Source organism: Marinobacter fonticola (assembly GCF_008122265.1).
GTDB lineage: Bacteria > Pseudomonadota > Gammaproteobacteria > Pseudomonadales > Oleiphilaceae > Marinobacter_A > Marinobacter_A fonticola.
This window is the reverse complement of the sequence record NZ_CP043042.1, coordinates 828,836-843,374: the sequence shown is the minus strand read 5'-3', so window position 1 is coordinate 843,374 and position 14,539 is coordinate 828,836. Positions and strand designations below refer to the sequence as shown.

Below are 14,539 nucleotides of genomic sequence, written 5' to 3'. Positions count from 1 at the left end.
AACTTGCACAAAAAAACCCATGTCAAAGTCTAGTTTAATTTTCTGTAATAACTAGCCGTTTAATTGAGAGTTTTTGTAAATTTCACAAGGATTTACGTACACGTGCAACTGAAATGGAGAGCAGTGGGGAAAGCGCTTAGCGCCTCGTGCGCTGCAGCAAACGCGTGGGGCCCGCGCGCCGCAAAAGCCTATCGCAGAAGGCCGAGCGAGCCCCCGTTCCATGCAGGTGACAGTCGAGAGTGTGGCAAGCCGCACAAGCGAACCGTGAAAACCATCACATTAACTGCGCTCACTGGACGCACTTGCTAACTAACCCTCGAACAACGGCAATATTTGTTTACATTCCCGGAGCGGTTTTCCCAGAAACAAGAAAGCCCGCACTGAGCGGGCTCTCCTTTCAAAGGCACGGGGGCATGCCCGATCAGCTCATATTCTTGCGCATGAAATTCTGGATCTCCCCCACAATACCTGAACGGAAAGCCATCACCGTCAGTATGAAAATGCCGCCAAGGATGGGGTCTACCCAGTCGCCCATCGGGCCTTGTGAGAGTTGGTATTCCAGGTTAACCACGAAGGTAGCGCCAATTACCGGCCCCAGGAGGGTGCCGGTACCCCCCAGCAGGGTCATGAGGATAACTTCGCCGGACATATGCCAGTGGGCGTCATTGAGGGACGCAAGCTGGAACACCACGGTTTTCACGGAACCGGCGAGGCCAGCGAGGCTGGCGGAGATCACGAAGGCCAGCAGTTTGTAGCGGTCCACGTTGTACCCCAGGGAGACCGCCCTCGGCTCGTTCTGCTTGATGGCTTTGAGCACCTGTCCGAAAGGCGAACCGACGATGCGCTGCACCAGCAGGTAACCGCCCAGGAATACCGCCAGCACGAAGTAATACATGGCATAGTTGTTACTCAGGTCCACCACGCCGAACAGGTAGCCTCGAGGTACGCCATGCATGCCATCCTCGCCACCGGTAAACGGGGCCTGCACGAAGAAGAAGTAGACCAGCTGCGCCAGAGCCAGCGTAATCATCGCAAAATAGATACCCTGGCGGCGTATGGCCACGACACCGAAGCCAAGGCCCAGCACCGTTGCCGCCGCCGTGCCCACGACAATACCCATTTCCGTCGTCAGACCGGAGAAGTTCGATAACAGATAACCGGTGGTATAGGAACCGGCCGCCAGGAACGCTGCGTGCCCGAATGACAGCAGGCCCGTGAAGCCCAATAGGAGGTTGAAGGCTACGGCGAACAAGGCGAAACACAGGATCTTCATCAGAAACACGGGGTACATCACCGCCGGCGCCAGTAGGAGCAGTGCCAGCAGCACCAGGTTCAGTATCCGCTTCTTACGTTGTTCCGATTTCTGTTGCTTGACGATACTTTGCTGAATATCCGTCTGGGTGGTTGTGGTCGCCATGACTATGCCTCCTTACCGAACAGGCCCGAGGGGCGAATCAACAAGACAATCACCATCACCAGGAAGATCACGGCGGCCGAACCTTCCGGATAGATAACCTTGGTGAGGCCCTCGACAACCCCCATTAGCAGGCCGGTAATCACCGCACCCGCAATGGACCCCATGCCGCCGATCACCACCACGGCAAACACCACGATCAGTATGTTGGAGCCCATCACCGGCGACACCGAATAAATGGGTGCGGCCAGAGCGCCGGCAAAGGCGGCCAGCATGACACCGAAGCCGTAGGTCAGACTGATCAGCAGTGGCACATTGATGCCGAATCCCTGCATCAGTTGCGAGTCTTCCGTACCGGCCCGCAGGTAGGAACCCAGCCGGGTTTTCTCAATCATGAACCAGGTACCGAAGCACACCAGCAAGGCGACCACGATGACCCACGCCCGATAGTAAGGAAGGAACATGAACCCCAGGTTCATGCCCCCTTTGAAGATATCCGGCATGGTGTAGCGCAGCCCGGACACCCCATAAATGTTGGTCAGTACGCCCTGGAGGACAAGGGCGACACCGAACGTCAGAAGCAGGCTATAGATATGATCCTGCCCGGCGATACGGCGTAACAGGAAGTACTCCAGCAGAATACCGAAACAGCCCACCACCAGCGGAGCTACGAAAAGCGCCACCCAGTAGTTGACGCCAAAAGCATCGAACATGAGAACGGTGCACATCGCACCGAGCATGTACATGGCGCCGTGGGCAAAGTTGATAATTTTCAGCAGACCGAATATGACCGCCAGCCCGAGACTGAGCAGGGCGTAAAAGGCGCCATTGATTACCCCGAGCATTAACTGGCCGGACAGCACCGTCACGGGGACACCCAATATCATGGACATGTCGAGAACTCCAAAAGCAGCGCAGACGTTACAACCGGTTTGCGAATCTGCAGTTTTCTGTGGGCTCCCCGCCCGACATTCTGATCGAGCTGCGGGGACGGTTACGGGGAGCCCGGTCGGTCATACCATCACTTTTGGGTGACGAGCTTGCACTTACTCTCGGACAGCGGGCGGTAGGCCTCGTCCCCCGGGATCGTGCGCACGATCTCGTAGAGATCCCACTCGCTTTCGGACTCTTCCGGTGTCTTCACTTGCGCCAGGTACATGTCGTGCACCATGCGCCCGTCCTCGCGAATAACGCCATTTTTGGCAAACATGTCGTTGATGGGTGTGTCCATCATCTGCTTGCGGACGGTCTGGGCATCGTCCGAGCCGGTTGCCTTGACGGCATTGAGGTACTGGATCGTGCTGGAATAGATACCGGCGTGAACCATGGTGGGACGAACACCGGTCTTTTCCATGAAGCGATCGGACCAGGCACGGGTTTCGTCGTTCATGTCCCAGTACCAGCCGGTGGTGAGCTGAATACCCTGGGCGGATTGCGGACCTAAGGCATGAACGTCGGTAAGGAACAGCAACAGGGCTGCGAGCGTCTGGCCGGATTGGGTCAGGCCGAACTCGCCGGCCGTGGTGATGGCGTTGGTGGTATCCGCACCGGCGTTAGCCAGGGCAACCACGTCGGCCCCGGACGACTGGGCCTGCAGAATGAACGACGAAAAATCGGATGTCGGGAAAGGATGACGCACGGTCTGCATCACTTTGCCGCCATTTTCTTCAACCACGCGGGTGACGTCGCCTTCCAGAGCGTGGCCAAAGGCGTAATCCGCCGTCAGAATAAACCAGCTCTTGCCGCCCTCTTTAACTACGGCACTGGCCGTACCGTTCGCCAACGGGTAGGTGTCATATACATAGTGGATGTGGTTAGGGGTACAGTGCTCGTTGGTGATACTGGATGCGGCAGAGCCGGAGACGATGCCCAGCTTGTCGTTTTCTTCCAGAATGTTGCTGACCGCGATGGTGACCGAAGAGGCCACGAGGCCGGCTATCAGATCCACATTCTCGTTTTCTACCCAACGCCGCGCCGTGCTTGAGGCGGAGTCCGGACTGTTCCGGTCATCCGCGCTGACGACTTCGATCTTGGCGTCATTGACCTTGCCGCCAAAGTCCGCGATAGCCATTTCCAAGGCGGTTTGGCCGTTTGGGCCTGCCAAGTCACGGTAGGTACCGGACATATCGGCCAAGTAGCCGATCTTGACGGTGTTGCCGGATATCTCAGCCTGGGCACCGCCCACAAGCATGGCTGACGCAACCGCTGATGTCAGGAGCTTCTTCATCATTGTCATTGTTGTTTCTCCGCTACTGTCGCGCGTTGGTTTCGGGATTTTTTCTTGTTGCTTTTGCTGCGCTTTTTATTTCAACTTCAATTGCAATTTCAACTGCTCACACGAACCCGGGCATTACACGCCCAGGTACTGATCCAGCATCGACTGCTTGGCTTCAAGCTCGTTAGCACTGATCTCTTCCACAATCTTGCCGTGTTCCATGACGTAGTGGCGGTCCGCCAAGGGGGCCGCGAAATGGAAGTTCTGCTCGACCAGGACGATGGTCAGGCCTTTTTCTTTGAGCCTGACCAGCACATCGCCCAGCTTCTCGACAATAACCGGGGCCAGCCCTTCGGTGATTTCATCCAGCAACAGCATGTTGGCGCCGGTTCTCAGAATCCGGGCCATGGCCAGCATTTGCTGCTCGCCGCCCGAGAGTTTGGAGCCCTGGCTGGTGCGGCGTTCATACAGGTTCGGGAACATGGAGAAGATTTCCTCCAGCCCTATGCCGCCGCTTCTTACGACCGGTGGGAGCGTCAGGTTTTCCATCACATTAAGCCCGGAAAAAATGCCCCGGTGTTCGGGGCAATACCCAACGCCCAACCTTGCAATGTGGTGAGGGGCACAGGCCATCGTCTCCTCACCGTTGATCATGATCGAACCATTACGGCGGCCCACCATATTCATAATGGCTTTGAGGGTCGTGCTGCGGCCGGCGCCGTTGCGGCCCAGCAGGGTGACCAGCTCGCCCCGCTGAACCGTCATATCGATGCCATGAAGGATATGCGACTCGCCGTAAAACGCGTGAAGCCCGGAGATGCGGAGCTGTTCTTGCGTTTTATTAGAGACCTGGGCTTTCGGGGCCTGGGCGCCAGGTTCCTGGGACTGCTGGACATGGGAGTGAGGAGACTGGTTCATTCCGCTGCCTCCTGTTTGCGGGTCGCAGTGCCACCCATGTACACCTCGCGCACCCGCGGGTCGTCGGAAACCTGCTGGTAATCGCCCTCGGTCAACACCGATCCCTGAGCCAGTACGGTGACCCGATCACAGAGCTTGCTGACCACGCCCAGGTTGTGCTCGACCATCAACACCGTGCGACCTTCGGCAGCCTTGCGCACCAGATCCACCACGCGCTCCACGTCTTCGCTGCCCATGCCTTGAGTGGGCTCGTCGAGCAGCAGCAATTCCGGCTCCATCGCCAGGGTAGTGGCCAGCTCCAGCGCCCGTTTGCGGCCATAGGCCAGCTCCACGGTGGTGGTGTTGGCAAATTCGGCCAAGCCTACACTGTCCAGTAACGCCATACAGCGGTCATTGAGTTCATTGAGGGATTCGCCGGATTTCCAGAATCGGAACGAGTGCCCTTCGAAGCTCTGTAGCGCTACGCGGATATTCTCCAGCGCGGTCATATGGGGAAAGACGGCGGAAATCTGGAAGGACCGCACGACACCCTTGCGGGCGATGGCAGCCGATTTCATGGCGGTGATATCCTCGCCCTTGAACAGGATCTTGCCCCGGGTGGGAATGAGGAACTTGGTGAGCAAGTTGAAGACCGTGGTCTTGCCCGCGCCATTGGGGCCGATCAGGGCATGAATATGGCCACGCTGCACCTTCAGGTTGACGTCATCGACCGCGACAAAGCCTTTGAACTCTTTGACGAGGCTTTGGGTCTCCAGAACGAACGGGTCACTCATGGACCATCCTACCTTTTGTTGTTGTTATGCGCGTTATTGATCTGTATTTAGTCTTATCACAGGTTAAATTTACGTATACGTAAACGTCAATTAAAAATCGGGCTTTTTTTGATCAACCTTTAGTCGTACGAAGTCGCAAATCAACGACAGCACTCTCTCCGGCCGCTGTAGATGGGGCGAATGGCCGGTTTCGGGCAGAAAGACCGGCGTCGCGTGGCGACCAATACCATTCACAATATCGGTCACCTGCTCTGGAACGCCGTATTCGTCGTCATCGCCCTGAATGATCATAGCCGGGCATTGGATGGCGTCCAGCCAGGGCGCAAAATCGAGAGATTGCTGAAATCCTTCGTCCAGCCACACGTCGTGCCAGGCCTGGAACAGCGCGTCGGTACGCTCACCGTGATGACGCAGCAGCTTTTCGCGGATGCCCTCCTCCAGATAGCGCCGCCGCATATCGCGGATACCCTTCACGGTGAGGTGATCCGCCCAGGTGTGGGCCGCCATGGTAATCAGTCCTTTCACCCGATCCCCCAGCGCCGCAGCAGCGATCAAGGCAATGGAGCCGCCATCGCTGTGACCTACCAGTATCACCTCGTCGATTGCCAGAGCGTCCAGCAGACGCGGCAGCCACACCGTTCCTTCCTGCGCCTGATAGTTGTAAGGGCGCGGCAACGGTTCGTCACTGGAGGCGCCATAACCCCGGCGTTCATAAACCAGGGCGTCGAGGCCGGTCGCTTCCGCCAAGCGACGGGGAAACCGTTTCCACAGGGCAATATTGCCCAGGGATTCGTGCAGGAAGACCAACACCGGTCCGTCACCGCGCGCTTGGCGCAGACGCTGAGCCTGAACCCTAACGCCCTGCCCCAGCGGAACAACGAGGTCGTCAACGGTCATAACATCACCGGTTTGCGGGGATGGAATAGGTAATGGTGGCATGGGCGACAGGCTCTTCCATGCCCTCGGAATAGACGTACACCTGGCCCACACCGGTAGCCCGACCGATACGCAGCATGTTCGCCCGCGCCCGAATAGGACTGTGAGCTACGGGCTTGCGTAGGAAATTGATATTCAGGTTACTGGTGACCGCCAGCGGCACCAGACCGATTTTTCCCAGCAGGGCGGCGTAGAGTGCCACATCGGCCAACCCCATCATGGCTGGACCGGAAACGGTGCCGCCGGGGCGCAGGTGCCCCTCGTCCACCTCAAGTTTCATTTCCGCCCAACCATCGCCCAGACCCTCCAAGGTGCCGTACCGGGCACCCTGAGGAAATTGCTCGGCAAGGAAGGCTTGCAACTCTTCGAACGTGACGGTCATCCGTGCGTCTCATCTTTGGCCTTGTTGCGCAGGACGAAGCGCTGGATCTTGCCGCTGGGCGTTTTGGGCAGCTCATCCACGAACTCGATTTCCCGCGGATAGGCGTGGGCAGACAGGCGATGGCGCACCAACTCCTGCAGCTCGTCCTTAAGGGCATCTTCGCTTACTGGTTGCTGATCGCTCCGGATCACCACGTAGGCCTTGATGATAGAGCCCCGCTTCTCGTCGGGCTTGGCGACCACACCGGACTCGGCGACGGCCTTGTGCTCCAGCAGGGTACTTTCCACGTCCGCCGGACCCACCCGGTAACCGGCGGTGGTGATGATGTCGTCGTCACGGCCACTGAACGAGAAACAGCCATCGCCGTGGCTGATGACCATGTCACCGGTCAGGTAGTAACCGTTCACGAACGGATCCTTCTCGCCCCAGGTGTAGCCGTCGAAATGGAACAGCGGCGAGGCCTTTACATCCACCGCCAACTGGCCGATCTCACCCTCGCTCACCGCTTCATTCTGCGTGTTCAGCGCAACCACCTTGTGGCCCGGCGAGGAATAGCCCATCGAGCCCTGGCGTACCGGGTGCTTAAGCCCATGGAAGTTGCAGCAGGTCATGCCGGTTTCGGTCTGGCCATAGTGGTCTTTGACGGGGCAGAAATGGCGACGTTCGATCCAGCTCACCACCTCCGGGTTCAGAGGCTCGCCGGCACTGCTGGCCACCCGCAGGCCGAGGTTCTCGCCCTCCGGCAAGACATGGTCATTGGCTTTCAGCATCCGGTAGGCCGTCGGCGCCGCTGCCAGGTTGGTAATCTTGTATTTGCGGATCATGTCGTAAGTGGTTTCCGGGGTGAACGCACCCGGATTGAAGTGGGTGGCGTGCCCCATCAGCAGCGGGCCAACCACGGCGTAATACAGGCCGTAGGCCCAGCCCGGATCGGCGACGTTCCAGAACACGTCGTCGTCCCGCAGGTCGATGGCGTACTTCATGTAGACGTAGAACGCCAGCAACGCCTTGGCCGGTACCGCCACGCCCTTGGATTTACCCACCGTGCCGGAGGTAAACATCTGCAGGAACGGATCACTGCCCTTGACCTGCACCGGCTCAAACTGGTCCGACTGATCGGCGAGCGTCTTGCCGAAGTCCGCAATATCACCGCTCACCTCCGCCGCATTCACGCAAAGCACCGGTGCGCAATCTTTCACTTCGGTGAGCTTGGGATAGTTGACCGGATCGGTAACCACCAGCTTGGTCCCGGCGCGTTCAAAGCGGTATTCGATAGCGCCGGGGCCGAAAGCAGTGAACAGCGGCTGGTACACCGCGCCGGCACGCAAGGTACCGGCTATCACAACAAGCAGCTCCGGGCTGCGCGGCAGCAGTGCGGCTACCCGGTCACCCTTGCCGATGCCTTGAGAAGACAGGTAGTTTGCGAAACGGGCGGATTTCTCTTTCAGTTCAGCGAAGGTGAGCCTACCGGAGCCGCCGTCGCCTTTCTCGTAATACAGGGCCACTCGCTCGGGGTCGCCAGCCCATTTGTCGCAGATTTCAGTACAGACATTCAGGCCCGCATCCAGGCTACCCTCCAGGATCTCGGCTTCCAGGCTAGCGGGATCGAAATTGTCATAGACCGATTGGTATTCCGGGAGGCTCATAACTCTTTCCTTTTATTGTTGTAGCGAATCCTGTCCTCAGGCTTAGCACAGGTTTTAGTTTACGTAAAGGTAAAGATCTGGCTAAAAATAAACGCCTTTAAACCCAAGGGCATGCGCATAAATGCCCTGCCCTGCGGCTCTAAAGGCGCTGCACTGGCGCTCTAAAAACCCTATTTCTTCACTCCCATCTCCTCGATGGAAATCTCCCGCATCTTGAACTTCTGAATCTTCCCGGTCACCGTCATCGGGAATGCGTCTACGAACTTGTAGTTCTTCGGAATCTTGAAGTGGGCGATTTTGCCCTTGCAGAAGCCTTGCAAGTCCTCGGCGGTGACCGAGGCCGCGTCCGGGCGGAGCTTGATCCAGGCGACAAGCTCTTCACCGTACTTGTCGTCGGGAATGCCAGTAACCTGCACTTCTTCGATGGCAGGGTGGGTGTAGAGGAATTCCTCGATTTCTTTCGGGTAGATGTTTTCCCCACCCCGGATGACCATGTCCTTGATGCGGCCGACGATCTGGATATAGCCGTCTTCGTCCATGGTGGCCAGGTCGCCGGTGTGCATCCAGCCGGCTTCGTCGATGGCTTCGGCGGTTTTTTCTTCGTTGTTCCAGTACTTCAGCATGACGCTGTAACCGCGGGTACAGAGTTCGCCGATATCGCCCCGGGGCAGGATATTGCCATTGGCAGGGTCGACAATCTTGGTCTCCAGGTGCGGCTGAGTGCGCCCCACCGTCGTGACCTGCTTCTCGAACGGATCGAGGGAGCTGGTCTGGGTGGACACGGGGCTGGTTTCGGTCATGCCGTAGGCGATCTGCACCTCCTTCATGTTCATCTTGCCGTTGACCTTCTTCATCACCTCTGCCGGGCAGATGGAGCCGGCCATAATACCGGTGCGCAGGGTGGACAGATCGAATGACTCAAAGTCCGGCTCGGCCAATTCGGCGATGAACATGGTGGGCACGCCATACAGCGCAGTAGCCCGTTCCTTGTGCACGGCCTGGAGTACGGAACGAGGCTCGAAGCCCTCCGCCGGGTAGATCATGGTGGAGCCGTGGGTCACGCAACCCAGGTTGCCCATCACCATGCCGAAGCAATGGTACAGGGGCACAGGGATCACCAGACGGTCTTTCTCGGTGAAGCGCTGGCTTTCCGCTACAAAGTACCCGTTGTTGAGAATGTTGTGGTGCGAGAGGGTCGCGCCCTTCGGGTTGCCGGTGGTACCGGAGGTAAACTGGATGTTGATAGGGTCATCGAACTGCAGCACGCGCTGGCGCTCGTCCAGTTGTTGCTGGCTGACGTCGCTGGCCCGGCTGACGAACGCGTCCCAGGTCCACATACCGGGGTGGCTGTCCGTGTCGAGGTTGATAACGCCTTCCAGCTTCTCCACCCGTTGCGCCTTGACCTGGCCGGGCTGGCTCGCTTTCAGTTCGGGGACCAGCTCGTAAATCATCCCGCGGTAGTCGGAGGCCTTGAAGCTATCGGCGGTTACCAGAAAGCGCAAGCCGGACAGGTTGAGCGCATACTCCAGCTCATGCACGCCGTAAGCCGGGTTGATGTTCACCAGAATCGCGCCGATCTTGGCGGTGGCGAACTGGGTGACGGTCCACTCGTAGCGGTTGGGGGACCAGATGCCCACCCGGTCGCCACGCTCAACGCCGATGGCCATAAAGGCACGGGCGGCTTCGTTGACCTTTTGCAGAAATTCCTGGTAGGTCCAGCGAATGTCCTGATGCAGCGCCACCAGGGCTTCGGTATCTGGAAACTGCGCGGCTGTCCGGTCGAGCATGTCGCCGATGGTCATGCCCAGCAATGGCGTTTCGGAGGTTCCACTTGTGTAGCTGGGGAGAGTCTGGTTCATTATCTGCCTCCGTTGTTTTTGTAGTCGCAGTTAGGTAATCGCTATTGTCGTCATCGAGGGCGAATAGACGGCCGGTGTCGTCCGAGGCTAATAGCGGCTCTGGGTGTGATATTCCGGGTTTGGTTGCATATCGCTGGCAATAGCCACCCGGTTGGACATGTTGTAGAAACCGACCAGGTTGCTCAGATCCCAGATGGCGCGGTCGCTAAAACCGGCGTCCCGCAGGCCCTGAATGTGCTCTTCAGTGACCGTGGACGGTGAGCGGGTGAGGTGTGATGCAAAGTCCAGCATCGCCCGCTGGCGCTTGTCGAGCTTGGCGCTGCGGTAGTTCATCACCATGTGCTCGCCCAGCGCCGGGTCGCCACTCAGTACTCGCACGGCAGCGCCGTGGGCTACCAGACAGTAGAAACACTTGTTTTCCGAGGACACCACCACGGCAACCATTTCCCGCTCCAGCTTGCTCAACTCGCCCTCGCCTAGCATCAGCTCGTTGTACAACCGGGTGAAGCCCTCGAGCTGCTTCAGGTTCTGGCTGTAGGCGGTGATCACATTGGGGACCATGCCCAGCTTTTCCTGGCAGATCTGGACGTACTTCTGGGTGTCTTCCGGCAAATCGCGGACCTCGGGGATCGGCAAGTCCAGCGCGACTACATTCTTGTTCTGATCCAGATTGCTCATTTGCAGTGCCCTCCGAGGGCCTGTCCGACTTTGGAACCATTGGGACGCTTGAGCTGGCGGCTGATCCATTCGCCGGTGGCGACCAGCTTGTCGAGATCGACACCGGTCTCGATACCTAGGCCGCTCAAGAGGTATAGCACGTCTTCGGTGGCGACGTTGCCGGAAGCGCCCTGGGCGTAGGGGCACCCCCCAAGGCCGGCAACGGAGGCATCGATGACCGCCACTCCCTCTTCCAGCACCGCGTACAGATTGGCCAAGGCCTGGCCGTAGGTGTCGTGGAAGTGAGCCGCGAGCTTTTCAACCGGCACCTGAGCCGCAACGGCGTCCAGCATGCGCTTGGCTTTCAGCGGTGTACCCACGCCGATGGTGTCGCCCAGGGAAATTTCGTAACAACCCATATCGGCCAGGGCTTTCGCCACCTTGGCGACCTGCTCCGGGGCAATATCGCCTTCGTAGGGGCAGCCCAACACAGTGGAGACGTAGCCCCTTACCGGTATGCTGTGGCGCTTGGCGGCTTCCATGACTGGCGCAAAGCGTTCCAGGCTTTCAGCAATAGAACAGTTGATGTTTTTCTGGCTGAAGGATTCCGAGGCAGCGCCGAAGACGGCCACTTCGTCCACACCCGCCGCCAGCGCATTGTCGAAGCCCTTGAGGTTGGGGGTGAGCACGGAATAGCGAACACCGGGCTTGCGATTGATGCCGGCCATGACGTCGGCCGCATCGCCCATCTGCGGCACCCATTTCGGCGACACAAAGCTGGCAGATTCGATATGGTTCAAGCCACAATCCGCCAGCTGGTCGATCAGGCCCGTCTTGATGCGGGTGTCAATCACCGGGCCGGGCTCGTTTTGCAGGCCGTCCCGGGGACTCATTTCAACCAGTCGTACCTGTTGCGGAAAGGCCATCAGCCTGCCTCCTCTTCCGCATTTGCGGTCACTTCAATGGCAATCAGCTCGGCACCTTCGGAGACCTGATCGCCTTCGGCGAAAAAGACATCGGTCACCACGCCGTCGGCCGGGGCCTTGATGGCGTGCTCCATTTTCATGGCTTCCATAATCACCAGGCTCTGACCGGCGGTCACTTTGTCGCCCACGTTGATCTGCACGGCCACAATGGCGCCGTTCATGGGCGCGGCCAGACTGCCGTCACCGGCCATTTCCTCGAATCCGTACGTTTCCCGGTACAGCGTGCACTGGAACGTATCGCCTTCGTAGAAGAGCACCAATTGATCGTTGTGCAGGTTACCGTGAATGCTGATGCGGTGGCCGTTGATGACGGCCTGCAAGTAATCGTCGTCCAGCCGGGCGGTGAGGTTGTATACGCTGCCGCCCACGAAGACCTGGTAGCGATCATCCCGTTCCAGCACTTTGAGTTCGTGGATATCCTCGCCCACTTGCAGCTGCAGAGGCTGGGCGTATTCGGAGTTCATGCGCCAACTGTTCTGGCGTCCAAACGGCGACCAGGGGTCGGTACTGATCGCTTCCCGGGATTTACGCTGTTCCAGCACGAAACCGGCAGCCAGCACCAGGGCTTTGTGGGTGTCCAGTTTGGATTTTGGGAACAGCAGGCCACGATGGCTATCGATAAAGCCGGTCGTCAGGTCAGCCTCCCGGAACGGCTGGGCGTCGGCTAGGGCATGGAGGAAACGGATGTTGGTTTTCACCCCGGCAATACGGTAATGCTCCAGGGCCTGGACCATGCGGTTGATGGCTTGGTCACGGGTTTCGTCCCACACGATGAGTTTGGCGATCATCGGGTCGTAATGGATGCTGATGTCGTCGCCCTCGGTCACGCCGGTGTCCACCCGCACATGGGCGCTCTCATCCGGCGTGCTCAGATAACGCAGATTACCGGTCGCAGGTAGGAAATCCTGGTCCGGGTCTTCGGCGTAGATCCGCGCTTCCAGGGCGTGGCCCCGGGTTTTTACCTGAGCCTGTTCCAGCGGCAGCGGCTCGCCCCAGGCCACTTTCAATTGCCACTCCACCAAGTCCTGACCGGTGACCATTTCGGTCACTGGATGCTCCACCTGCAGGCGGGTATTCATTTCCATAAAGAAAAAGGAACCGTCCACGTCGTAGAGGAACTCGACGGTCCCCGCACCCACGTAATCAATCGCCTGTGCCGCCCGCACGGCGGCTTCGCCCATGGCCTTGCGGGTGTCTTCGCTTAGGCCGGGGGCGGGGGCTTCCTCCAGTACTTTCTGGTGGCGGCGCTGCACCGAACAGTCCCGCTCCGCCAGGTACACCCCGTGACCGTCCTGATCGCAGAACACTTGAATTTCCACGTGGCGGGGCTGGGTCAGGTAACGTTCGATCAGCATGTCCGGATTGCCGAAGGCATTCTTTGCCTCTCGCTTGGCGGCCGCCAGGGCATCATCGAACTCATCCATACGCTCGACCACGCGCATACCCTTGCCACCACCGCCGGCAACGGCTTTCAGCAGCAGCGGGAAGCCGCACTTTTCGGCTTCGGCGCGTAGCGTGTCCGGCGACTGGTCGTCACCGTGGTAGCCCGGCACCAGCGGTACGCCGGCCTTCTCCATAATGGCTTTGGCGGCGGACTTGGAACCCATGGCCGCAATCGCGGAAGACGGCGGGCCGATGAACACCAGATTGTTGGCTTCGCAGGCTTCGGCGAACTGGGTGTTCTCGGAAAGAAAGCCGTAGCCGGGATGGATGGCCTGAGCACCGCTTTCCAATGCGGTCGCGATGATCTTGTCGGCTTTCAGGTAGCTCTCGGAGCTGGGGGCCGGGCCGATGTGAAAGGCTTCGTCTGCCATGGCGACATGGCGTGCATCGGCGTCCGCATCGGAATAAACGGCCACGCAACGGATACCCATGCGGTGGGCGGTTTGAATGATCCGGCAGGCGATTTCACCGCGGTTGGCTATGAGAATCTTGCTGAACATTATTGGTTGTCCTCCGGCACCCAGCTGGGCTTGCGCTTATTCAGGAAGGCACCAAGCCCCTCCTGACCTTCAGTGCCCACCCGGATGTCCGCGATGCGTTGTGCGGTATCGTCGATCACGTCCGCGCCGATCGGCTTGTGGCTGACAGCGAACACCAGGTCTTTGGCGGCTTTCATGGCGGCGGGGCCATTTTGGGCAAGTTGCAGGAGCAGCTCGTCGCACTTGTGGTCCATGGCCTCCACGTCCTCGCAGACCATATGCACCAGGCCGTAGTGCTCTGCTTGCCGGGCGCTGAAGACCTCTGCCGAGATAAAGTAGCGGCGAGCCTGGCGTTCGCCGATGGCGCGCACCACGTAGGGGCTGATCACTGCCGGAATCAGGCCGAGTTTCACTTCGCTCAGGCAGAAGCTGGATTTTTCCGTCGCGATGACAATGTCGCAGCAGGCGGCCAGGCCCACGGCGCCACCGAACGCGGCTCCCTGCACCAGGCCGATGACGGGTTTGGAGAGGTGGTTCAGCACGTTCATCAGTCGTGCCAGTTCACGCGAATCGTCCAGGTTTTCCTGGCGGCTGTTGTCCGCCATGCGGCGCATCCAGCCCAGGTCCGCCCCGGCCGAAAAGTGCTTACCTTCGGAGCGCAAGATGACGACATGGGTGCCGCTGTCCGCGTTCACCTCTTCCAGCGCCTCGATCAATTGCTGGATGACGGTGTCGTCGAACGCATTGCGTTTGTCCGGGCGGTTCAGCACGACCTCGGCGACACCGCCTGCGCGGCGTTTGAGCAGAACCGCTGATGGCTGATCAGTCATA

13 protein-coding genes are annotated in these 14,539 nt (G+C 59.1%); all 13 read right to left on the bottom strand.

The window, feature by feature from the left end; all coding sequences use genetic code 11:
* Positions 1-421: 421 nt before the first annotated feature.
* On the bottom strand, positions 422-1,417 hold the full coding sequence (locus FXO11_RS03750) for a branched-chain amino acid ABC transporter permease (protein WP_148861636.1): 996 nt from the start codon (positions 1,415-1,417) through the stop codon (positions 422-424).
* A gap of 2 nt (positions 1,418-1,419) precedes the next feature.
* Entirely contained in the window at positions 1,420-2,307 is an 888-nt protein-coding gene (locus FXO11_RS03745) for a branched-chain amino acid ABC transporter permease (protein WP_148861635.1), read from the bottom strand.
* A gap of 128 nt (positions 2,308-2,435) precedes the next feature.
* Positions 2,436-3,650, bottom strand: coding sequence for an ABC transporter substrate-binding protein (locus tag FXO11_RS03740; protein WP_148861634.1), 1,215 nt, complete (start codon positions 3,648-3,650; stop codon positions 2,436-2,438).
* Between the two features lie 114 nt (positions 3,651-3,764).
* Positions 3,765-4,547, bottom strand: coding sequence for an ABC transporter ATP-binding protein (locus FXO11_RS03735; protein WP_227546028.1), 783 nt, complete (start codon positions 4,545-4,547; stop codon positions 3,765-3,767).
* Complete coding sequence (locus FXO11_RS03730) at positions 4,544-5,320, bottom strand: ABC transporter ATP-binding protein (protein ID WP_148861633.1); 777 nt, start codon at positions 5,318-5,320, stop codon at positions 4,544-4,546. Before FXO11_RS03730 ends, FXO11_RS03735 begins: the two co-directional genes overlap by 4 nt.
* A 90-nt stretch (positions 5,321-5,410) precedes the next feature.
* Positions 5,411-6,217, bottom strand: coding sequence for an alpha/beta fold hydrolase (locus FXO11_RS03725; protein ID WP_148861632.1), 807 nt, complete (start codon positions 6,215-6,217; stop codon positions 5,411-5,413).
* 4 nt (positions 6,218-6,221) lie between these two features.
* Positions 6,222-6,638, bottom strand: coding sequence for a PaaI family thioesterase (locus tag FXO11_RS03720; protein ID WP_148861631.1), 417 nt, complete (start codon positions 6,636-6,638; stop codon positions 6,222-6,224).
* Positions 6,635-8,284, bottom strand: a complete 1,650-nt coding sequence (locus FXO11_RS03715) for an AMP-binding protein (protein WP_148861630.1) — start codon at positions 8,282-8,284, stop codon at positions 6,635-6,637. The genes FXO11_RS03720 and FXO11_RS03715 overlap by 4 nt, the downstream gene beginning before the upstream one ends.
* Before the next feature lie 170 nt (positions 8,285-8,454).
* Complete coding sequence (locus FXO11_RS03710; RefSeq protein ID WP_148861629.1) at positions 8,455-10,143, bottom strand: AMP-binding protein; 1,689 nt, start codon at positions 10,141-10,143, stop codon at positions 8,455-8,457.
* An 87-nt stretch (positions 10,144-10,230) separates the two neighbouring features.
* Complete coding sequence (locus FXO11_RS03705) at positions 10,231-10,821, bottom strand: peroxidase-related enzyme (protein ID WP_148861628.1); 591 nt, start codon at positions 10,819-10,821, stop codon at positions 10,231-10,233.
* Positions 10,818-11,726 carry a hydroxymethylglutaryl-CoA lyase gene (locus tag FXO11_RS03700; protein WP_148861627.1) on the bottom strand — a complete coding sequence of 303 codons (909 nt, stop codon included), beginning with the start codon at positions 11,724-11,726 and terminating at the stop codon, positions 10,818-10,820. The genes FXO11_RS03705 and FXO11_RS03700 overlap by 4 nt, the downstream gene beginning before the upstream one ends.
* Positions 11,726-13,729, bottom strand: coding sequence for an acetyl/propionyl/methylcrotonyl-CoA carboxylase subunit alpha (locus FXO11_RS03695; RefSeq protein ID WP_148861626.1), 2,004 nt, complete (start codon positions 13,727-13,729; stop codon positions 11,726-11,728). The genes FXO11_RS03700 and FXO11_RS03695 overlap by 1 nt, the downstream gene beginning before the upstream one ends.
* On the bottom strand, positions 13,729-14,538 hold the full coding sequence (locus tag FXO11_RS03690) for an enoyl-CoA hydratase/isomerase family protein (RefSeq protein WP_148861625.1): 810 nt from the start codon (positions 14,536-14,538) through the stop codon (positions 13,729-13,731). The genes FXO11_RS03695 and FXO11_RS03690 overlap by 1 nt, the downstream gene beginning before the upstream one ends.
* Position 14,539 lies beyond the last annotated feature (1 nt).